The sequence below is a fragment of the Labilibacter marinus genome (assembly GCF_001659685.2).
Taxonomy (GTDB): Bacteria; Bacteroidota; Bacteroidia; order Bacteroidales; family Marinilabiliaceae; genus Saccharicrinis; species Saccharicrinis marinus.
Genome location: NZ_LXYE02000029.1, coordinates 1 through 21,771, shown reverse-complemented (window position 1 = coordinate 21,771; position 21,771 = coordinate 1). Strand labels below are relative to the sequence as shown.

The 21,771-nt window shown below is 33.2% G+C and carries 22 protein-coding genes; all 22 read left to right on the top strand.

The features are described from left to right. The 22 genes from A8L32_RS12135 to A8L32_RS12030 all read left to right on the top strand — a co-directional run bounded on the left by A8L32_RS12135 (nucleotide 1) and on the right by A8L32_RS12030 (nucleotide 21,442). Entirely contained in the window at nucleotides 1–906 is a 906-nt protein-coding gene (locus A8L32_RS12135) for a methionyl-tRNA formyltransferase (RefSeq protein WP_075590621.1), read from the top strand. After that, nucleotides 903–1,910 (top strand): N-acetylneuraminate synthase, encoded by a 1,008-nt coding sequence (neuB, locus tag A8L32_RS12130; RefSeq protein WP_075590620.1) that lies wholly within the window; start codon nucleotides 903–905, stop codon nucleotides 1,908–1,910. The genes A8L32_RS12135 and neuB overlap by 4 nt, the downstream gene beginning before the upstream one ends. Next, complete coding sequence (gene neuC / locus A8L32_RS12125) at nucleotides 1,907–3,061, top strand: UDP-N-acetylglucosamine 2-epimerase (RefSeq protein ID WP_075590619.1); 1,155 nt, start codon at nucleotides 1,907–1,909, stop codon at nucleotides 3,059–3,061. The genes neuB and neuC overlap by 4 nt, the downstream gene beginning before the upstream one ends. Before the next feature lies 1 nt (nucleotide 3,062). Then, nucleotides 3,063–4,118 carry a nucleotidyltransferase family protein gene (locus tag A8L32_RS12120; RefSeq protein ID WP_075590618.1) on the top strand — a complete coding sequence of 352 codons (1,056 nt, stop codon included), beginning with the start codon at nucleotides 3,063–3,065 and terminating at the stop codon, nucleotides 4,116–4,118. Continuing rightward, the gene (locus A8L32_RS12115; protein WP_075590617.1) at nucleotides 4,105–4,797 is read left to right on the top strand and encodes an acylneuraminate cytidylyltransferase family protein; all 693 of its coding nucleotides are present in this window, start codon (nucleotides 4,105–4,107) and stop codon (nucleotides 4,795–4,797) included. Before A8L32_RS12120 ends, A8L32_RS12115 begins: the two co-directional genes overlap by 14 nt. Before the next feature lie 117 nt (nucleotides 4,798–4,914). Beyond that, nucleotides 4,915–5,790: a 6-hydroxymethylpterin diphosphokinase MptE-like protein gene (locus A8L32_RS12110; protein WP_075590616.1), complete on the top strand. Its 876-nt coding sequence runs from the start codon at nucleotides 4,915–4,917 to the stop codon at nucleotides 5,788–5,790. A gap of 12 nt (nucleotides 5,791–5,802) precedes the next feature. Then, a complete protein-coding gene (locus A8L32_RS12105; RefSeq protein WP_075590615.1) occupies nucleotides 5,803–6,492 on the top strand; it encodes a CatB-related O-acetyltransferase in 690 nt (229 codons plus the stop codon). Next, nucleotides 6,485–7,441: a glycosyltransferase family 2 protein gene (locus A8L32_RS12100; protein WP_075590614.1), complete on the top strand. Its 957-nt coding sequence runs from the start codon at nucleotides 6,485–6,487 to the stop codon at nucleotides 7,439–7,441. The genes A8L32_RS12105 and A8L32_RS12100 overlap by 8 nt, the downstream gene beginning before the upstream one ends. A gap of 15 nt (nucleotides 7,442–7,456) precedes the next feature. Next, nucleotides 7,457–8,446, top strand: coding sequence for a glycosyltransferase family 61 protein (locus A8L32_RS12095; protein ID WP_075590613.1), 990 nt, complete (start codon nucleotides 7,457–7,459; stop codon nucleotides 8,444–8,446). Nucleotides 8,447–8,460: 14 nt separating this feature from the next. Continuing rightward, complete coding sequence (locus A8L32_RS12090) at nucleotides 8,461–9,378, top strand: glycosyltransferase (protein WP_075590612.1); 918 nt, start codon at nucleotides 8,461–8,463, stop codon at nucleotides 9,376–9,378. Nucleotide 9,379: 1 nt separating this feature from the next. Further along, nucleotides 9,380–10,693: a glycosyltransferase gene (locus A8L32_RS12085; RefSeq protein ID WP_075590611.1), complete on the top strand. Its 1,314-nt coding sequence runs from the start codon at nucleotides 9,380–9,382 to the stop codon at nucleotides 10,691–10,693. A gap of 142 nt (nucleotides 10,694–10,835) precedes the next feature. Beyond that, the gene (locus A8L32_RS12080; protein ID WP_075590610.1) at nucleotides 10,836–11,594 is read left to right on the top strand and encodes a glycosyltransferase family 2 protein; all 759 of its coding nucleotides are present in this window, start codon (nucleotides 10,836–10,838) and stop codon (nucleotides 11,592–11,594) included. 54 nt (nucleotides 11,595–11,648) lie between these two features. Continuing rightward, nucleotides 11,649–12,638, top strand: coding sequence for a virulence RhuM family protein (locus A8L32_RS12075; protein WP_075590609.1), 990 nt, complete (start codon nucleotides 11,649–11,651; stop codon nucleotides 12,636–12,638). A 446-nt stretch (nucleotides 12,639–13,084) separates the two neighbouring features. Further along, nucleotides 13,085–14,068, top strand: a complete 984-nt coding sequence (locus tag A8L32_RS12070; RefSeq protein ID WP_075590608.1) for a glycosyltransferase family 2 protein — start codon at nucleotides 13,085–13,087, stop codon at nucleotides 14,066–14,068. Continuing rightward, nucleotides 14,061–15,164 (top strand): glycosyltransferase family 2 protein, encoded by a 1,104-nt coding sequence (locus A8L32_RS12065; protein WP_075590607.1) that lies wholly within the window; start codon nucleotides 14,061–14,063, stop codon nucleotides 15,162–15,164. The genes A8L32_RS12070 and A8L32_RS12065 overlap by 8 nt, the downstream gene beginning before the upstream one ends. A gap of 3 nt (nucleotides 15,165–15,167) precedes the next feature. Beyond that, the gene (locus A8L32_RS12060; protein WP_075590606.1) at nucleotides 15,168–15,782 is read left to right on the top strand and encodes a sulfotransferase family 2 domain-containing protein; all 615 of its coding nucleotides are present in this window, start codon (nucleotides 15,168–15,170) and stop codon (nucleotides 15,780–15,782) included. Between the two features lie 95 nt (nucleotides 15,783–15,877). Next, nucleotides 15,878–16,777, top strand: a complete 900-nt coding sequence (locus A8L32_RS12055; protein ID WP_075590605.1) for a beta-1,6-N-acetylglucosaminyltransferase — start codon at nucleotides 15,878–15,880, stop codon at nucleotides 16,775–16,777. Further along, nucleotides 16,764–17,582 (top strand): hypothetical protein, encoded by an 819-nt coding sequence (locus A8L32_RS12050; protein ID WP_075590604.1) that lies wholly within the window; start codon nucleotides 16,764–16,766, stop codon nucleotides 17,580–17,582. Before A8L32_RS12055 ends, A8L32_RS12050 begins: the two co-directional genes overlap by 14 nt. A gap of 61 nt (nucleotides 17,583–17,643) precedes the next feature. Further along, complete coding sequence (locus A8L32_RS12045; RefSeq protein ID WP_075590603.1) at nucleotides 17,644–18,333, top strand: hypothetical protein; 690 nt, start codon at nucleotides 17,644–17,646, stop codon at nucleotides 18,331–18,333. A 79-nt stretch (nucleotides 18,334–18,412) separates the two neighbouring features. Beyond that, on the top strand, nucleotides 18,413–19,519 hold the full coding sequence (locus tag A8L32_RS12040) for a glycosyltransferase (RefSeq protein WP_075590602.1): 1,107 nt from the start codon (nucleotides 18,413–18,415) through the stop codon (nucleotides 19,517–19,519). Next, nucleotides 19,509–20,399 carry a glycosyltransferase family 2 protein gene (locus A8L32_RS12035; RefSeq protein WP_075590601.1) on the top strand — a complete coding sequence of 297 codons (891 nt, stop codon included), beginning with the start codon at nucleotides 19,509–19,511 and terminating at the stop codon, nucleotides 20,397–20,399. The genes A8L32_RS12040 and A8L32_RS12035 overlap by 11 nt, the downstream gene beginning before the upstream one ends. Nucleotides 20,400–21,178: 779 nt before the next feature. Next, the gene (locus A8L32_RS12030; RefSeq protein WP_075590600.1) at nucleotides 21,179–21,442 is read left to right on the top strand and encodes a hypothetical protein; all 264 of its coding nucleotides are present in this window, start codon (nucleotides 21,179–21,181) and stop codon (nucleotides 21,440–21,442) included. The last annotated feature ends 329 nt before the right edge of the window (nucleotides 21,443–21,771 follow it).

Genomic DNA, 21,771 nt, shown 5'->3' with positions numbered 1-21,771 from the left:
ATGAAAATAAACAAAATTTTAAAAGTAGGTTATTTTGCAGATGGCCCTTGGTCACATAAAGCATTTGAGAAGCTAATTAAAGATACTTCTATTGAAATAAAATTCATCGTACCAAGAAATGACACTGCAGATTTAACCTTAAAAAATGCTGCTTCAAAAAATAATATTCCCTATATAATTGGTCATAATATTAATTCAAATGAATTTTATCAATTAGTGGCAAAATATAATTGTGACCTTTTTATTTCGATGAGCTACAACCAAATCTTCAAAAGAAGAATTTTAGAACTCCCCAAATTACGAACAATAAACTGTCATGCTGGAAAATTACCATATTACAGAGGTCGTAACATCCTAAATTGGGTTTTAATTAATGATGAAAAAGAATTTGGCATTACTGTACATTATGTAGATGAAGGAATCGATACAGGAGATATAATTTTGCAACGAACATATCCTATAACTGATAATGACACATATAAGACTCTTCTTGAAAAATCATACACTGAATGTGCTCAAATTTTATATGATTCTGTAAAGCTAGTACAAGAGAATAAGATAAATTTGATAAAACAAAACGACATACATCCAGTAGGCTTTTATTGTGGGATAAGAGGTAATGGTGATGAAATTATAAACTGGCAGCATAATAGTAGAGATATTTTCAATTTTATTCGTGCAATCTGTACGCCTGGCCCCATGGCTCAATGCTATCTTAAGGGACAACAAATAAAAATAAACAAGGCTAGACTAATTGAAAATGCACCTATTTATAAAAATAGAGTCGGGCAAGTTGTTGGAAAAACAGAACTCGGCTATATTGTAAAAACTCTAGATTCAACTATCGAAATTCAGGAGGTTGTAAGTAATTCCAAAATTAAAATTGGAGACAAATTTGATTTATGAGAACACTAATAATAGCAGAAGCTGGAGTGAACCATAATGGTAATCTTAAACTAGCAAAACAATTAATACAGAAAGCTGCGCTAGCAGGAGCAGATTATGTAAAGTTTCAGACATTTTCAGCAGAAAAGCTTGTTACTCTAAATGCACCAAAAGCAGACTATCAAACGGCCAACATGAAGGACGGTGATAGTTCTCAATATAAAATGCTAAAGGCTTTGGAAATACCTAAAGAATGGTATCCGGACCTTATAAGTTGGGCGAACACATGTGGTATAAAATTCTTTTCCACAGCTTTTGATTTGGCCAGTATTGAGTTTTTGGATAACCTGGGTATGGAACTTTTTAAGATCCCATCCGGTGAAATCACCAACAAACCTTATTTAAAAAGGGTAGCGAGTAAGCAAAAACCGGTCATCCTATCAACAGGAATGGCAACCATACAAGAAATAGAAGATGCCCTTACTGTATTAAGCGAAAATGGCATTGCAAAAAGTAACATAACCATACTGCATTGCACTACAGAATATCCGACTCCGATGGAAGAGGTAAATTTAAATGCCATGCTTCAAATAGAGAAATACTTTAATACATCCATCGGTTACTCCGATCACACACAAGGTATTGAAGTCCCTGTTGCTGCAGTTGCTCTGGGTGCCAAAGTAATTGAAAAACATTTTACTTTAGACTGCACATTACCCGGGCCGGATCATATTGCATCATTAGAGCCTACTGAGCTGAAAGAGATGGTAAAGTGCATACGAAATATTGAAAAAGCAATTGCAGGTACCGGGATTAAAGCACCCACAAAAAGTGAATTAAAAAATAGAAAAGTTGCCCGCAAAAGTATTGTGGCGGCAAAAGAAATAAGTAAAGGAGATCTATTCACCGAGGATAACTTAGATGTCAAACGGCCCGGAACAGGGTTATCGCCCATGAATTGGGACGAGGTAATCGGTAAAATTGCTCCAAAAGATTTCAATATTGATGAACTTATAACACTATGAAGCGCATTTGTGTAGTCACCGGTACTCGTGCCGAATATGGATTATTGAGCCATCTGATGAAGTTAATTCAAGCCTCTTCAGATCTGGAACTTCAAATAATCGCATGCAATATGCATTTGTCACCGGAGTACGGATCAACCTATCTGGAAATAGAAAAAGATGGTTTTACCATTAACTCCAAGGTAGAAATGATGTTATCGTCCGGTTCAGCGAATGGAACGGTTAAATCCATTGGCATTGGAACGATAGGTTTTGCAGAAGCGCTGGAACAGTTGAAACCGAATTTATTATTGGCTCTTGGCGATCGGTATGAATTGTTATCGGCCGTAAATGCAGCATTAATATATAAAATACCGGTAGCACATATCCATGGCGGTGAGATTACAGAAGGTGCGTACGACGATGCTATTCGGCACGCTATCACAAAGATGAGCCATCTTCATTTCACCTCAACAGAAGCTTATCGTAAGCGAGTTATTCAATTAGGTGAAAATCCGAATAAGGTTATTAATGTGGGTGCACTTGGCGTAGAAAACACAAAAAATTATGAACTTTTAAAATTTAACGATTTTGAAACCGCCATCGATTTTGAAGTGACTACTCAGTTCTTCTTGGTTACCTTTCATCCGGAAACTTTATCCGATAGTTCTGCTGAAGACCAAATGAAAAATCTGCTTTCTGCATTGGACGAACACAAAGACTATAAAGTTCTATTCACAATGCCCAATTCAGACACAGGCAGCTATGCTATAACCCAAATGATACACGAATATGTTAACCTCAATAAAAAGCGCTGCACTGCATATAAATCATTGGGTCTGATGAGGTATTTATCTGCCTTAAGCCATTGCTCCGCAGTCATAGGTAATTCTTCCAGCGGCATTATAGAAGCTCCTAGTTTTGGAAAGCCTACTCTTAATATTGGTGACAGGCAAAAAGGCAGAATATATGCAAGTAGTGTCTTTAACTGCAAAGCAAGTTACGAATCAATCAGTGCCGGCCTAAATCACATCTTATCAGATAATTTCAAGCAGACAGCTTTAACAACAAAAAACCCTTATGAAAAGGAAGGCACAGCTGAAAACATACTTACTGTCATAAAAAAAACAACTTTCAGCGCGCTTATCCCCAAACGATTTTACGATTTATAAAATGACTGATATATCTAAATATATTATCTCACCGGCAGCATCCATACACGATGCCTTAGTCAAACTGAATAAACTGTCCGATGATGTATTGACTCTTTTCGTGGTTAATGAGGCAGAAAAAATGGTTGGCACTTTAACTGACGGTGATATCAGAAGACATTTGATAGCCGGCATTGACATACAAGATCCCGTTGAAACTGTTATGTGTGACCATTTCAAATTTATCCGCGATGGTGACATGAATGTAGCTGAGATAAAAAAATGCCGCAACCTCAACATTGGCCTTTTGCCTTGCTTAAACAATGACAATGAAATCATAAGGGTAATTAATCTAAAAAAACATAAAACTCGTTTGCCAATTGATGCCGTTTTAATGGCAGGAGGAAAAGGAGAGCGTCTACGCCCTTTAACACAAAACACGCCTAAACCCCTATTAAAAATAGGAAACAAAGCAATAATAGACATAAATATCGACAGCTTATTGACTCATGGACTGGAACACATCCATGTTACTGTCAACTACCTGAAAGAACAGCTTGAACAACATTTTAAAGAACCTCGAAACAATACAACCATCCAATGCATCAGAGAAAATAATTACCTGGGAACTATAGGTGCTGTTAAAAACATACCGTCTTTCAATAACCCAACAGTCTTGGTCATGAATTCGGATCTTTTTACAAATATCGACTATGAAGATTTCTTTATCCATTTTACAGAGAATGATGCAGATATTTCGGTGGCCGCAGTGCCCTATACTGTAAATATTCCTTATGGTATATTTAATTTGGACGGTAGAAATATCACCGGTCTTAAAGAAAAGCCAAGCCATAATTATTATGCCAATGCCGGCATCTATTTGATTAAAGCAGAACTGCTAAATATGGTGCCCAAGGATACCTTTTATAATGCCACTGATTTTCTGGAATTAATGATTGAAAAAGGACACAAGGTTATTCGTTATCCGATTACAGGCCACTGGATTGATATTGGGAAACATGAAGATTATAAAAAAGCACAAGATCTTGCTAAACACATTGATAATGGATATAAGTAAAGATGTGCTGTTTATAATTCCCGCAAGAGGTGGATCAAAAGGATTACCTAGAAAAAACATACTTCCTTTAGCAGGTAAACCTTTAATTCATTATACTATTGATGCGGCAAGGGAAATTTCAGAAGATGAAAACATTTGTGTTAGTACTGATGATGTTGAGATAAAACAGGTTGTTGAAAAATATAATTTAGAAGTACCATTTATCCGACCAACATCATTATCAACAGACACTGCTTCGTCTGTTGATGTTTTATTGCACGCAATCAATTACTATAAAGCTCAATTAGGCAAAGAATATAAATGCGTTTGCCTACTACAGCCAACAAGTCCATTAAGAAACTCAAGCCATATAAAAGAAGCATTTTTACTTTGGAATAATAATCTTGATATGGTAGTTTCAGTTAAAATAAGTAAATCCAATCCATACTTTAACTTATTTGAAGAACAACAAAATGGTTATTTAAAAATATCAAAAGAAAGCACTTATACGAGGAGGCAAGACTGCCCTCCTATTTACGAATTTAATGGTGCGATATATATAATTGCCACTTCTAGTTTGAAAACACATAAAACCATTTCAAACCTTAAGCGAATTAAAAAATATATCATGGATGAATCCTCTTCTTGTGATATCGACAATTTGAATGATTTTAAGAATGCAGAACAATTAATATTCTAAAAAAAATATAACACGCGCACTCACAACAGTTACTAAATCAATCTATAAGTTATAGTTAACTATTGGATTAAAGAAAACAAATACACTATTTGATCAAAGTTTAATACCATAAAATAAATGAATTTTAAAGATTTCCTTCCACCTATATTACTAAAACTTGTAGTTTCGTTAAATAAAAAAAATAACGACTACATAGTAGAAGATATTTCAATACTAACAAAAGAAATAAATATAAATAGTAATAATAGTGCACTTATACTGGGTAATGGTCCATCCCTAACTAAAACAATAAATCAACAATCTTCTTTTTTGAAGGATAAGGTTCTCTTTTGCCTAAACACATTTGGTGCTTCAAAGGAATTTACAGCTTATAAACCTAATTTTTACGTGATAGCAGACCCAATTTTTTGGGATAAAAACATTTCTGATTCGAAATATCAAGAATATGCACCTACAATAAACGCATTACAAAAGGCCACTTGGAAAATAAACTTATTATTACCACATCAAGCTAAAGATTGGAACATTCTAGATCTAAGCCAAAATAAAAACATAAGCGTTTATTTTTATAGAAATAATGGCTGCAATAACATTACATCTTCAACATTTAATTCATATAAAAAAAACCAATCCCACCCGCATTATCAAAATGTACTAATTGCAGCTATATTCCAAGCTTTGAACCTAGGATTTAAAACTATTTTTTTAATCGGAGCAGATATGTCCTTGCATAATCATGCGTTTGTTGGGAATGATAATATTGTATATCACAACACACCACATTTCTACTCAATAAATAAAGTCATGCCTTCCCCTTTTATAAAAGGCTCTTCCAACATCACCTTTAAAATGCATGAATTACTTCGTGCTTTCGCCTTAATGTTTGAGGGGTTTCAGATACTTGAAATGTATTCCAAGTATTTGGATTCAAAAATATATAATGCTACTCCAAACTCTTTTATAGATGCATTTGAACGGCTTGAGTTATCATAACTTATATTTAAAATGAAGTTTATAAAAGCAATAGTATATTACTTTGCAGAGAAATTTTATCCTGATCTTAAAAATTTAAGAGATGGTAAAACTTGCTTTTTTACAATCAGAAAAAACCTTAACAATACACGAGTTAATAATACGGCCAATATACTTTCTCCCTCCTACATGAACGAGGTATCAATTGGCAATTATACTTATTTAGCTCATAATTCATTTATCCAATTTACATCCATAGGCAATTTTTGTTCAATTGGACCTAATTTTCGAAGTGGCTTAGGAATTCATCCAACAAATGGCTTATCTACTCATCCTATGTTTTATTCAACCTACAGCCCGAACAAAATTGCTCTTTCGAAAGAAAATAAAATTGAAGAATTTAAACCAATTGAAATTGGGAGCGATGTGTTTATTGGTGCTAATGTAACTGTGTTAGATGGAGTTAAAATTGGAAATGGAGCTATTATTGGTGCAGGAGCAGTTGTTTCAAAAGACATCCCTCCGTACGCTATTGCAGTAGGTTGTCCTATACAAATAATAAAATACCGATATTCAGCTGAACAAATATCACAGCTTAATAAAATAAAATGGTGGGAATGGGAAGCTAAAGAAAATCTTCAGGAGATTGAAAAATTCTTCTACAATGTTGAAGATTTTATTTCAAAGTATACAATTAAAGATAACCAAGACACACATGATTAATCCTAAATTCTCAATAATAACTCCAAGTTTCAACCAAGGGCAATATATAGAAGAAACTATTTTATCTATTATTAATCAAAGTTATAAAAACTACGAATTAATAATTATTGATGGTGGCAGTACTGATAATACAGTTGAAATTTTAAAGAAATATAACACAGAAATAGAATATTGGGTTTGTGAACCTGACAAAGGTACATATGATGCCGACAATAAAGGTTTAGCAAAAGCTACAGGGGATTATTGGATGGTTGTTAATTCAGATGATACTTTAACACCAGACGCTTTAGAAATTTTAGCTAATAAAATTGAATCTTATCCTGATACAAAATGGTTTTGTGGAGGCATAAATTATATAAATAAAAAAAGTACTATTACAGGTACTTACCAACCTACTAGTCCAAAGCCTGTGTTAGGTTATACATTTCTTGCCGAGTGTTGGATTTCTCACCCAACTGTCTGTCTTAGTATTGATTTATATTACAAATTTGGTGGTTTTGATAAATACCATATGATGGATCTAGCATATTGGTTAAAACTTGAAGATAATAAGATAAAACCATTCGTTATAGATAAAACAATAGCAAACTTAAGGCTGCATCAAAATTGTAAAAGCAATGATCGAATTAAATTAACAGAAGAACATTTGAGAATAATACAGGACTTCACAAACAAAAAAGGCATTCAGAGTAAAAAGGAAGTTAAATCAATTATATGCTTTATCAAGCAATTAATAATTCAAAGAAAAATACATCAGTCAATATCCGGTTCTGATCGACTAAATTCAATTAAATTAATCCTATTACATGTTTTAAAGCACCCACTATTAATGAGAAAAAGATGGTTTTTAGGTGCCATCAAAAGAGCTTTTTTTAGTATTAATTCCTCCGACCCACTCAAAACAGTAGGCATATCGAACCCAAGTAATGCTAACTGGAACGAAAATTAGAACCAAAGCAATGCAATGCAACAATATTTATACAAGAAAAACAATCATCATTTAAAAGTTCCGGAAATTAACAATTACTGGAATATAAATATTCCAAGCCATAAAATTGTACCATATAACAAAACTCTAATAACTCCAACAAATCACCTTTTTGTTAAAGGAAGATACATTCCTACTGGGCTTTATAAATCATTCGACAATAAACAACTATCCTTTATTCAGAAAACCTACCTTTATATTAAGAGTAAATACATCAATAAAAAAATAAGATTTAACGATAACATAATATGGGTATACGACAGTTGGAGTGGCAATTACTATCATTGGTTATGCGAAACCCTACCAAGAATTTGGCATTTGCATAAACATAACCCCATAGCCTCTGTAATTATACCCAATCGTTTTAAGAAGTTTACGTATATAAAAGAATCCCTCCATTTATTAGAGATTGAACCTACTTTTATAGATGAAACGACCACCTTAATTGCAGATAAAGTTTATACCATTAAAACTGAACCTTATTGGGGAATCATTAACCCTGAATTTCAGCAGGAACTTGCGTTTAACCTAAAGAAGAATGCCCTGGTTTCACAGGAAGATTGTGGAAGACGAATCTATATTTCAAGAAAAAAAGCAAAATATCGGAAAGTTGTAAATGAAGACAAAATTATACCCATACTTAATCAATTCAACTATGAAATTATTAATGCTGAAGATTTGACATTCACTCAACAAATTAAACTGTTCAGCGAAACAACTTCTTTAATTGCACTGCATGGAGCAGGCCATACTAACTTAATGTTTATGCCACCCCACAGTACCGTTCTTGAAATTCGTAACAAAAAAATTGATAGTCAACCTTTCTGCTATTTCGAATTATCTAATATTTTTAGTATAACTTGGAATTATATTTCCTCCAAAGCTATTGGTAAAGTAGATAATTTTAATGATATAGAGGTTGATGTTCAACAATTTAATAGAAAACTTAAAGAACTTCATTTATAACCTATAATCTGATTATGAAGTTTTCAATCATAGTCCCAAGCTATAACCAGGGAAAATATTTAAAAGAAAATCTCACCTCTTTAATTAATCAGAATGAAGAGATTGAGATAATTATTATAGATGGAGGCAGTACAGATACTTCTGTTGAAGTAATACGACAATTTGAAAATAACATTAGATATTGGCAATCAAAAAAAGACAATGGGACTTATGATGCATTAAATATTGGTTTGCAGCATTGTACCGGTGACTATATTGGAGTAGTTAATTCTGATGATATATTACTGGATGGCGCTTTAACAAAGCTTAAACAATTTATCATAAATAATGAGTGTCCTGATTGGGTAACAGGAGGCATTTATGTGCTTAACGAAAATTCTAAGGTTAAAGCAGAAATAATACCAACACTCCCTAAGCCAATAGGAGGGTATTCTTTTCTAAACGGTTGCTGGATATATCATCCTTGTACCTTTATCAAAAAAGAAATTTATCAGAAAACAGGAGTTTTTGCACCAGTTAATGTTGTTGATTTGGACTATTGGTTACGTATGGAAAAAGCAGGATATAAACCAGTAATATTTAAGGAATATATAGCTGGACTAAGGTTTCATTCCGATTGTAAAAGTTTTAATTACGTTAATTTATCTGAAGAAATAAGAAATACGCTTATTAAGTTTGCTATAACCAATAGCTTAAACTCATTAGAATCTTTTAAACGCAAAATAAAAGAATTAGATATTGAACTAGTTAAATACAAAACCTACAATGCAAGACTTGAAAAAAAAGTATTTAATAGTCTAAACCTACTTATTAATTTTACAACTGCACATCCAGATTCTATAAAAGAAAAATGGTTTTGGGGCCTATTACAACGTTGTATCTTTGGCTTTAAAAAAAATGAGTTTAACCCGGTAAAATACCTTGAAGATTAAAATGAGAGTTTCATTTTTTAATACCTTTTTACAAGGAGGAGCCGCCTACGGAGCCATAAACCTCTTTACAAACCTCTTAACTCAAAATGACCATATTGTAGGCCGCTTTAACTATATGCAAGACCTTACTAATGGTCAGAAGCAACAAAGGTTAAAACATAAAGGTCACTATCAGGCCTTTCACCCAATAACATTAAACAAAAATCCTTTAACCAAACTAAGCAACTCCTTTAAAGCAAGAAAATATTATGCTGCTATTAAAAAACACATAAAGGATTGCCCAAAGGAATTTGAGCAGTTTCATACTGCCTGGCAATATTATAAAAGTCCTTATAAATGGTTCTCAAATAAATTACCAGATATTATCCACCTGCATTGGGTAGCTAAATGGATAGACTATCCCTCTTTTTTTAATTCTATCCCTGATAACACACCTATTATATGGACATTGCACGACCAAAACCCGATGACAGGAGGCTGTCATTATAGCTGGGAATGCAAAAGATATAAAAAGGAGTGCAATACCTGCCCTCAACTCGGAACCAATAGCAAAGGTGATCTGGCTTTAAAAAACTGGGAAACAAAATTCAACGCTTTAAAAAATAAGAACCTGCATATTGTGGGCGACAGCACATGGATTACACACGAAGCACAACTTAGTCCATTGTTTGCTTCAGCAAAAAGTTTCCAGACCATCCACTATAGTATCGATTTCAACACCTTTAAACCATCGAACAATAGGAATAGTTTATTGGCGAAGTATAACATTCCGAAAAATGCCTTTGTTATCTGTTTTGGTGCAGCTGATTTTACAAACCGAAGAAAAGGTTTTCTTGAACTAATGGTGGCCCTAAGGCTGATAAAAGAAAAAAACAACAATATTCATTGCCTGGTATTTGGAGCAGGAAAGCTGGATACAGATACCTCTCACCTCCCTCCCATCCATTTTACTGGCAGGTTAAATGCCAATGAACTGGCAGAAGTTTATGGTGCTACCGACATATTTATTATTCCATCCTTATACGAAGCCTTTGGTCTAACAGCCATTGAATCTATGGCCTGCGGAACTCCCGTTATTGGTTTCAACACAGGTGGTATTCCTGATTCTGTAAAAGAAGGAATCAGTGGTTGGTTGGTAGAAAAAGGAAACAGTCTAGCATTAGCCGATAAAATACTCTATCTGGAAAAAAATAGAAAAGAAGTAGAAGCAATCGCCCAATCTGCAATCCCCTTTGTAAGAAAAAATTTTAATAAGGAGAGAGAGGTTGAAGCATATTGGGAACTTTACAATAAGGTTTTAGGAGCTAGACTTTAGAATGTTTAATTTTTGAATTTAGGTCATATGAGTTTAGGGCTCTAATAAGAGTAACTAACAATTTGAGCAAATGATCAATCGAGCTGCACACACAATTACAATCTGTAAAATCTGCTGAATCCGCGGACAAATATACTAATAAGTGAAAAACCTAAAAATAAGCATCATTACCCCCAGTTTTAACCAAGGTAAATTCTTAGAAGAAACCATTCTATCGGTTTTAGATCAGAACTATCCAAAATTAGAATATATCATTATTGATGGAGGCAGTACCGATAACTCTGTTGATATCATCAAAAAACACCAAGATAAACTGGCCTACTGGATAAGTGAAAAAGATGATGGACAAAGTCATGCGATTAACAAAGGTTTTCAAAAAGCAACAGGAGATATTATCTGTTGGCTCAATAGCGACGACCTGTTACAACCCGACACTTTAAAGCTAGTAAGTGATCAATTTAAAAACAAACAAACCAATTGGCTAACTGGTAATTGCTCTACTATTGATGCCCAAAGTAAAACAATAGGTAGTTATACCTGTAATATCCCCCCCTCAAACAAAGAGTGGTTAAACCATTTTGCGAGGGGAGCAAGTTTTGCCATACTGCAGCCCTCTACCTTTTGGAAGAAAGAAATTATTGATAAAGTGGGATTATTAAACCAAAAATTACATTACTCTTTCGATCACGAATACTTTTTAAGAATGTATTTACAATTTGGAAAGCCAAATGTAATCAACAAAAATCTGTCGGCTTTCAGATTGCATGATGAAAGTAAAACTGTTTCCACAAAAGAAGCTTTTCATAAAGAAAACAGAAAAATTGCACGTAATTACATATCCCATCTTCCAATAAAAGAGCAGGTATATTTATGGGCGGTGTATTGTTTTAAAGGGAAGTAATTATATTCCATACGAGTATCTGAGGAATTGAAACTAAACTGAAAATTATTTTTTATGGCAAAGGAATCTGAAATAATATTTTATCAGGCAGATGATGGTAACCTCCGGATTGAGGTACTATATCATGATGAAACTTTTTGGATGACACAAAAGAAGTTAGCAGAACTTTTTGGTGTTCAAAGGCCTGCCGTAACAAAACACCTAAAAAACATTTTTGAAAGTGGTGAATTGGAGGATAATTCAGTTAGTTCCATTTTGGAACATACTGCTGAAGATGGTAAAAAATACAAAACTAGATTTTACAATTTAGATGCAATAATAGCTGTTGGATACCGGGTAAACTCAAGCAAAGCAACAAAATTTAGAATATGGGCAACTAAAGTACTCACAGAGTTTATAACCAAAGGATTTGTTTTAGATGATGAACGGTTAAAACAAGGAAAAAAATTCGGGAAAGATTATTTCGATGAATTAATTGAAAGAATTCGAGAAATTCGTGCAAGTGAACGAAGGTTCTATCAAAAAATAACAGATATTTATGCACTATCCATTGACTATAGTAAATCGGATGGGGTTACAAAAGATTTCTTCGCAACAGTTCAAAACAAATTGCATTGGGCAATAACCGGAAAAACAGCTGCTGAGATAATATACTCATCGGCAGATGCAACAAAGTTATATATGGGCTTGTCTAACTGGAAACATGCTCCTGATGGAAAAATACTAAAATCAGATGTTGTGATAGCAAAGAACTATCTCAATGAGCAGCATATTAAAGAACTTAACCGAATTGTGTCTGCATATCTCGACTTAGCTGAGAGTAGGGCTCAAAGGCAAATTCCAACTTCTATGGAAGAATGGATTATTTTTTTGCATCAGTTCTTGGAATTATCGAGTTTCCCTATACTCAAAGACAAGGGAAAAATTTCTACATTAGAAGCAAAACTAAAAGCAGAACTAGAATATAACAAATACAGGAGAATTCAGGATAAAAACTATGAATCCGATTTCGACAAAGAAATAAAACGTTTAAAAGGAAAATAGTTTATTAACCTAAAAGCGAAGTGCCCTTTCAACTTAACGACCTTTATACACTCTGAAACATGTTACTTTTATACCTATAAATCCCTTCACCTAAATGCTACAATCCATCATAACTAATGACTACTGACCAATGATCTTATTACCATTACAAACCCACATAGCAGTAATATAAATTCGTATTAATCTGTATAATTAATAATATAAACTTGACTTTATAAGGTATTACTGAACTCCTTTAAGTCGTTTCGCGTACAAAAAATAACTACGTACTCAGTGGACAGTAAGCAGTGATTTACAAAGAACTTAAAGTAACATTAACTGCACAACAGTAACAATTCGCTAAATTAACAATTAAAAGTCTGTTTTAAAGGCATTATTGAATTCATTTCATTCATTTCGTTAAATTCGCGGTTCAAAAGTCTGCGAAGCAGTAAAACTTATAATTTGTGGAAAAAACCGTCTCTATTATCATACCTACATACAACCGCCGCCACCTCATCGGCACCACCATTGACAATATCCTTCGTCAAACCCTACCCGTTCACGAAATTATCGTAGTAGACGACCATAGTACCGACGAAACCTTAGAGTGGCTAAAGGAAACCTACGGTGACAAATTAATTCTATTGACCAACGATGGTAAAGGCCCCGGGGCAGCACGCAATACCGGACTAAAAATAGCCACGGGCAGCTATATCAAGTTCTTTGACTCCGACGACCTGATGACTTCCAATACCTTAGAGGTGCAAGTTGAAACTCTGGAAAAATCAGATAAAGGATATATAACAGGCCCCTATTTTTATGCCTCGGAGGAGAATGAACAATGGATTCCTAAGGATAATGTCATATTAAACTACCATAACTTCCCGCAAAATAAACCTTTATGGCACTGGATGATTTGGGGATTGTTTATCACTATTCCAGGAATGTTATTCCGTAGAGATTTTCTAGACAGTGTTGGCCCATGGCCAGAAGATATCATTACAAGTGAGGATTGGCTCTATCTTTGGCGTATAGCACAAAAAGAGCCCTATCCTGCCCACGATAGCCGTTGTGCTTTTATTTATCGTTTGCATGGAGAACAAAGTGTAGGCAATAACTTTGATAATTTAAAAAGGGATAAAGAAAAATTTAAAATTTTAAAAAATATATTTGAAAGCGATATAAAACCATCCGACAAATATACATGGTGGCAAAAACAAATCTTTATAAATAAATTTTACCAAACTGCGAGAGTCTGTATCGATCCCTGTTTTAAACAAGAACTATTATCTATTTCTGGTAATTTTTCCAAAATTATTTGGCAACTTTATCGTTTAAAAATGAAATGGGGAAGAATTAAAACAAAAACAGACTGGCAGCCTTTTCATGGTGTAAATTTAGATAAAGTTATGGTTTCAAATTATACTAATTTCATAAACTGTGAATAATAATCAAAATGTAGCAATACTCACATACGTTTTAAACGAAGAAGCTTATATTCAAGAATGGCTTGAATATCATATTATTATTGGAGTAGATAAGTTTTATATAGTAAGTACAGATGATAATCCGACTAAGTATGATAAGTACTTACAACCTTTTGCTGACAAAGTAAAACTATTACATATTGACAGAAATCAAGATAAACTCCAATTTGTAGCATACAAGCATGCACAAGAATATATAAAAGAAGATTGGATATTAGTTATTGACTTAGATGAATTTATATATCTTAATAAATATAATAATATTAAGGATTATCTAAAATCCATGCCGGATAATACAGGACATATACAATTTCCATGGTTATTGGCTCCTTCTTGGGAATATTCACATAGCACCATAAAACAAAACATTAATTCTTCAAATTTATATGCCAGCGACCATTGTAAAAGCATGGTGAAAAAATCAGAAGTTAAAGCTTTTTCTGCACACAATCATCTAACCAATTCATCTACAACTTCAAGGTTAAGTTCGGGTAAAGAGCATGCTAACAGGCCATACCACAATACATTTCAGTTAGATACAACTTACTTCCAAAACCACCCGTTTGTTATTCATCTAGTAAGTAGAGGGTTTTATGATATTCTCAATAAAATAATTCATCAAAGGGTTGTTCATCGTTGGAAAACATCTGATGAAATAAAAAAGGTAAAAAAGATATTAAAGCGGAAAAAAATTACCCAAAATAATATTCCCTTAAAGTTTTTCCTTTTAAAAATGTACGACAGTTTCCCTTTAGTTAATATCAAACTAGAAAATTTACCTATTCAAAAATATCAAAGAGATATTGAGGCTGAGAAGGATTTGTTAATAAACAAATTCAAAACTTTATTTAAAACAGACCTTAAGGATGAAAATATTTCTTCTTTTAAACTGAAAGAAAAATTTAAAAAATTTGTCTTTCCATATCATTTTAAATTAGAAGAATACCACAAGGCAATAACGCAAATATCCTACTTTAAACATTTACAATATAATTACCAAAGCCAACTACTAAAGTTGGTATCTAGGGTATTAGCAAAACTTAAAAAATTGCCGTAATATATGTATAAAAAAGACTACGATGCTTTCTTTTGGTTACACATCAAAAAATCTGCAGGAACAACAACCAGAAAGCTATTGCAACCATACTATAAAGAGATTGACAGGGGTAAAAAACCAAAAAATTTCATTCAGTCATCACCAACTGAATATAATGACATCTTAAATAATGACCGCACCTTATTAGGTGAATATCAATTCAAAAGAGTACTATTTGCTAAAAAATACTTATACCCTGATAATTGGAATTCAGTCTTTTCCTTTGCCTTTGCAAGAGAACCAGTGGATAGATGTGTAAGTATGTTTTATTATTTACACTACACAAAAAGAAGCTTTCCAAGGAAGATTTATACCGCCGTAAAAAACTTAAAATATGACAAAAGGCTAGGTTTATCTACTTCTTATGATTTTGATATGTTTTTAGATTTAATTGAAGGCATAAATCAAGTATACGAAAAGTGTGGATTAAATAATACACTCAATTTAAATGAATTTCGAAATAGAAATAAAAACAGAGGACATTATATACCAAACGAAATTCAACGAAAGAAAATAGAAAGTATTTATTATCAAGATTTTGAAATTTATGAAACAGCAGCAAATCCTTTGTCAAAATAATATTTATTAATATAATAATTAACACTTAGCTATCATACATAGTAGTTTTATGGTGTGAATGAAAGACTCAATTTAAAATAACTTTCTCTAAAAAAATGACAATAGCGTTTCTATTCCTGACATACCAAAAACCGGATCAGCATTTTATCAACTTATTAGATGTACTTAAACGGTTTCCATCAGTTGAGGTTGTATTGCATCATGATTTTAATCAATCAAATTTTCCTGATGAAATTATTAAAGAATACAATATAAATCTGTTACCAAAGCATTATAAAACCTATTGGTCGCATATCAATAACGTAAAAGCAACCATTGATGGTATCCATTACATTTACAACCTCCAATCTAAACCAGATTGGTGCATTACCATAACACCCAATTGTTACCCGATAAAATCAATAGAACATATTCTAAAATTTTATAATGACACTGAGTTTGATGGTTTTATTGAAATGAACCAGTTAAATGTAACTTCCCCGAATACTGTTAGGGAGAAAAATTTTAATAACAAGATATTTAAAAAGCCCTTATTCAATATTAAACTGCCTACCCCCATTAACAAATCAAAAACAATATTTATCAATAGGGATAAAAATAGAATACCTTTCTCTAAGAATTATCCCCTATGGCATGGTTCCAATTGGTTATCAATTAACCGAAAAGTTATGAAAGAAATCAATAATCGTTTATCATTAGACCACCCCTTAATTAAATTTTATCAAGAAGAGTTACTTGCAGAAGATATGCACCCATGCCCACAAGAAGTAATACTACAAACCTTTATTGCCAATGAAACCAACTGCAATATAAAACATAAGTACAATCGCTTTATTAAATGGGAAGAGAATAATTGGTCGCCTTTAAACCTAACATTTAAAGATTGGATTGAAATTAAAAAATCAAATGCCCTTTGGGGTAGAAAATTCGATTCAACACAAAGTGCTACTTTGATTAATAAATTAAATTCAGAAATACTTTATGAAAACAAATAATATTATTCTTTTACTGGGCATGCATCGGTCAGGCACATCCCTCCTTGCCAAATGGTTGCATCATTGTGGGTTAAATATTGGAGAAAACCTTTTAGGTGCCGATATGAGTAATTCTACTGGCCATTATGAAGATATGGATTTTTTAAATACCCACATTAACATATTAGAAAGCCATAATTTACCCTATAAGGTAGGAACAGAAACTAAGCTTAAGCTAACAAAAAATGATATTTCCCAATTAAAGCAAAATATTGATAGTAAAATAAAAAAAAACAAAGATACTTATTGGGGCTGGAAAGAGCCAAGAACATGCCTTTTTCTCAATGAGTACAACAGGTTAGTTCCAAAAGCATTTCCTATAGTTATATACCGAAACCATAAGGAAGTAGTTGACTCCTTATACAGAAGAGATTTCAGATGGTGGAACAATAAACCTCTTACCCAAAGAATAAGAGGTAAGCTTGCCTTGCTCTATAGAAGAAAAAGACTACTAAACCTATACCTTTCAATATGGATAAGGCACAATGAAGAAATAATAAAATATCTTGATAACAAAAGTAACTATCTTGTGTTAGACAATTACGATCTTTTTGATAATGATATGAAAATCACTTCTTTTTTAAAGAAGAAAATTAATGTTAATTCAATTGTTGAAAATCCAATTTCATCTGTATATAAAAAAGGAAACCTTCAACAAAGGAAATACCATTTTAACTTTTCAAAAAAATACAAAAAACAAGTTCTAAATATTTATGAGAAATTAGGTAAATACAGGGAGATAACGTTGACAAACTTATCTGAATAATAATCTGCTTTAAATTACGGAAAGAAAACTTTCAACTCACAATATTTTAAACTTGTAAAAAATGAGACAATATAACCCCAAAGAATATGTATTCTCCTTACATATCCCCAAATCTGGAGGCACAAGCTTTACTGAAACCTTAAAAAAATGGTTTTGGCCTGGTTTTCATGCCCATTATTTCGATCATCAGTTTAACCGTATGCCTTTACCCATTCGTAAGTTTAAACCGCCCTTGCACAAACTGGGTATATATCCTATGTGTATTCATGGTCATTTCGAAGAAGAATGTGGAGTTTACGAAACCTATCCCAACGCCAAACAATTCATTACTCTGCTCCGTGACCCTTTAGAATTACAAATCTCATTATTCTTCGATCATCAACGTAGATTAAAAGATACGGGTGCGTTGTACTGGAAAGGAGAAAAAGTAGAAATGGAGTTTGATAGTGATCTGGATACCTGGGTGAAAGAACGTCCTTCATTTTTAATGAAATTTTTACCTTGGGATATCACCAAAGAAAACTATAAAGAAGTACTTAACCAACATTTTATACATATTGGCGTAACAGAATATCTGCAAAAAAGTATTGACATATTCGCCGAAAAACTCAACAAAAAAACAGTACAGATACCTCATCTCAATAAATCAGAAAGATTCCAACAAGCTTCGGATGAAGCCATTAAAATATTTAAAGAAAAACATGAATTAGAATATCTAATATATGATTACGCAGTTTCTTTAAACAAATAAACCTCATTAAACCTTATACCTTTAAACCCTTGTACCTTTATACTTTATACCCTTACCACCCTACAATTAACATTAACAAATGACCATTGACCAGTTAACAAACATACCATTCTCATTAGTATCCACCGTTTTTAACGAAGTAGGTAGGCTTTCCAAAACAATAAGCAATATAGAAGCCCAAACCCTATTGCCTGCAGAAATTATTATCACTGATGCTGGCAGTAACGATGGCACATACCAACAATTACTTCGATGGAAAAAGGAAAGCCTAATAAAAATTACCATACTTCAGGAGAAAGGCTGCAATGTAGCCCGTGGACGTAATCTGGCCATAAAAGAAGCTCATACAGATATTATTGTATCTACAGATTTCGGCTGCTTTCATTCTCCAAATTGGCTAAGAAGTATCATTTCTCCTTTTAATGAAGATAAACAACTTGAAGTAGTTGGAGGAGCATATGGCGTTTTAGAAAAAGATGTAAACACAACTTCAGCTAAAGCTGAATACATCATTCAAAATGGATATAATATCCCCTTAGACAAAACTTTTATTGTTTCTTCCAGATCTATCGCTTATAAAAAGCAAGTTTGGCAGCAACTCAATGGTTACCCGGAATGGCTTACTCTTGCTGGTGATGATAGCACCTTTTGGAAATTAATACTGAGAAAAGGTTTTAAATACAAAATCAGCGAAGATGTGCATGTCTTTTGGCAACGTCATGAATCATTAATTGGATTTAAAAAAGAAGCATATCGTTACGGATTGGGCGATGGAGAAAGTGTCATCAATGTAAAAAACACCATCTCTCACCTAATCGAAACAGGATTAAGGTATACTTTCTTTATTTCTTTAATTACGTGGCTTTGTGTAATGATCTATCCAGGATTAGTCAATTCCTCAATTCCTCAAGATTCCTATACCCTAAAACCTATATTCTATTTCCTAATTTTTATAACTTTAATCTCCATAGCGGGACTTCGTTCTTATCTATGGTCATTCAAAAACTGGTTAAAACTAAAATCATCCAAATATCATGTTGGAGTGCTCTTTTACTCCTTTTATATGACCGAACATTTAAGGTGGAGCTACCTAAATGGCTATTTCAAAGGCTACTTTAGAAAGAGTGAATTACAAAAGAAACGAGCTGAACAACAAAAAGCACAATTAGGAAAATATGTTGGATAAATTAGATATCATCATTCCTACATTTAACAGATGGAAAGAATTACATACAACACTGAATGTTTTACTAACTTTTCGCATACAACAAGAGCAAATATTTATATATGATGACAGCTCTAACAATGAAACAGAGAAAAATATCTTAGCACTATTTCCTGAGGTTCATTACTTTCGGCCTTCAACCAAAGGCAACGGTGTAATCAAAGCACGCAACTACCTATGGTCATGCACTTCACAACCTTATGTACTTTCCTTAGATGATGACTCAGCTCCTATAAAAAAGGAAGATATTATTGAAGCCATTAAAACTTTATCTTCAAAACCTAATGCAGGGATTTTTGCTTTTGCTTTACACGAATCTCCTAATGCTCCAATAGAACTACCTTCAGAAACAAATCTTAGGCCTATTCGCCTCTTTACCGCATGTGGATGTATATTTAAGCAGGAAGTCTTAAAAAGTTTAAAGTATTACGCTTGGGAAAGATTATTCTTCCATGGTGAAGAACTTGATTGTTCTATCAGAGCATTTAAGAAAAATTACAATGTAATTACCCGAGACGATATAATCATTCATCATAGAGTAGATTGGAACAAAAGAAACTTAAAACGCTGGGGCAAATATGGTAAAATATGGAGATCAGCCAATGGTTTTTCGGCCAATCTTATCATTGCTTTAAAACACTACCCCTTGGGTTTAGATATAGCTTTTATAGGTCTCTATATTATCAAACGCTTTTGGCAGTATGCTGTTAAAAAAGGTCATTTCATAGGTTTTATTTATGGAATCCTACGATTCTCCTATTTTATTCCTTCTATAATTCTCAGTTTAAACAAGCTGTCCTACAAACAATTCAAAGAATGGATTTCTTTACCTACTATTTAAACAACATGAGAACAAATACTTAAGTTATGCCTGTTGGAAAAAGCAAAGTACTTTAATTATTCATTCTTATGAAAACACTTTCATATAAACTATCAAATTGAACTTGCAACAAAAAAGTAGACAATAAATTAAGGAATGAACTCCCTTTTGCAATACCATTGGATGCTGCGCTGAATTTAATAATCTGCCTACTATTGACCATTGACCATTGACCATTGACCATTGACTGCCTACTATTGACCACTGACTATTGACTAATAACCATTGACCACTGACTACTATCCACCACCCCACTCCAACACCACCTCCTAAAACATCACATCACCCCCACCCACTCTTCACAATTTCTCCACAAACATAATGCGAAGCCATCGTGTACATTTTGCGAACAAGCTGCGAAGAATTGCGAAGCGGTTCCGAGGCATTTGCGAAGCGGTCCCGAAGAAAGGTATCATAAAATGGAAAAACGCGAAAAAGTGGGATGATTTTTAAGCTAAACGCCAAAAAACGGTATCATTTTGTCGTTTTAGGGCTTAAAATGGAATCCTAGCCGTATTTTCTTACAAACATTACCCTCCTTCTATACAGGCAAAAAACCTATATCACTACACAACTGCATCTTACACGCCCAAAAAGTTACAGTAATATTACTGCTATTTTTTTCTTACTACTGCTGCTCTACTTTAGCTCATACAAAATCAAAAATCGGTCCGATATCATGTTTAACCCGATTCTCCTTATGATCTGATCAATCATAGGAGCATCACAAAACAGAAATCATGAATGAGTTAAAGAATTTCGCCTTGGGTTCATTAGGGACGCTGGGCATAATGGAGGCAGCGGATACGCAATTACTCGCCCCTCAAGAGACGGATTTAGAAAGTTTGATTATCCGTACCGTCATTACCCTGGTAGCAGGTGCGCTAACTACACTTTTTTCTAGATGGTTTAAAAAAGGAAAGAAAAACCGCACAGAAAAAAATGTAGCCTCTCAACAAAATGATTCTAAAAAAGCAACAAACGAAAATTTAAAAAATCAATAGTCATGGCAAAGTTTGAACAAGGAATCCTGGGTGGATTATAACTTATGCTTGTAAGTCGTTGGTTATTTGTAGGTAAGGGATATTGTAGAAAGCCTTACTCACCAATTGCTCACCTGTAGTTTGATGTTCAATGATTTGTTTTATAGTCCTTTGACTGTTGCAAAGATACGAAATGACATTTACTTTGTAAACTAAATGGAATCAAATTATATGAGATATTGGTAAGGATTATTACATGACAACACGATCTTAATCTAGTCAATCAAATACTCGCTAATCACTTCAATTGAAATTCCAGAATACTCAGCGAACTCCTGTTTTGTAATAAA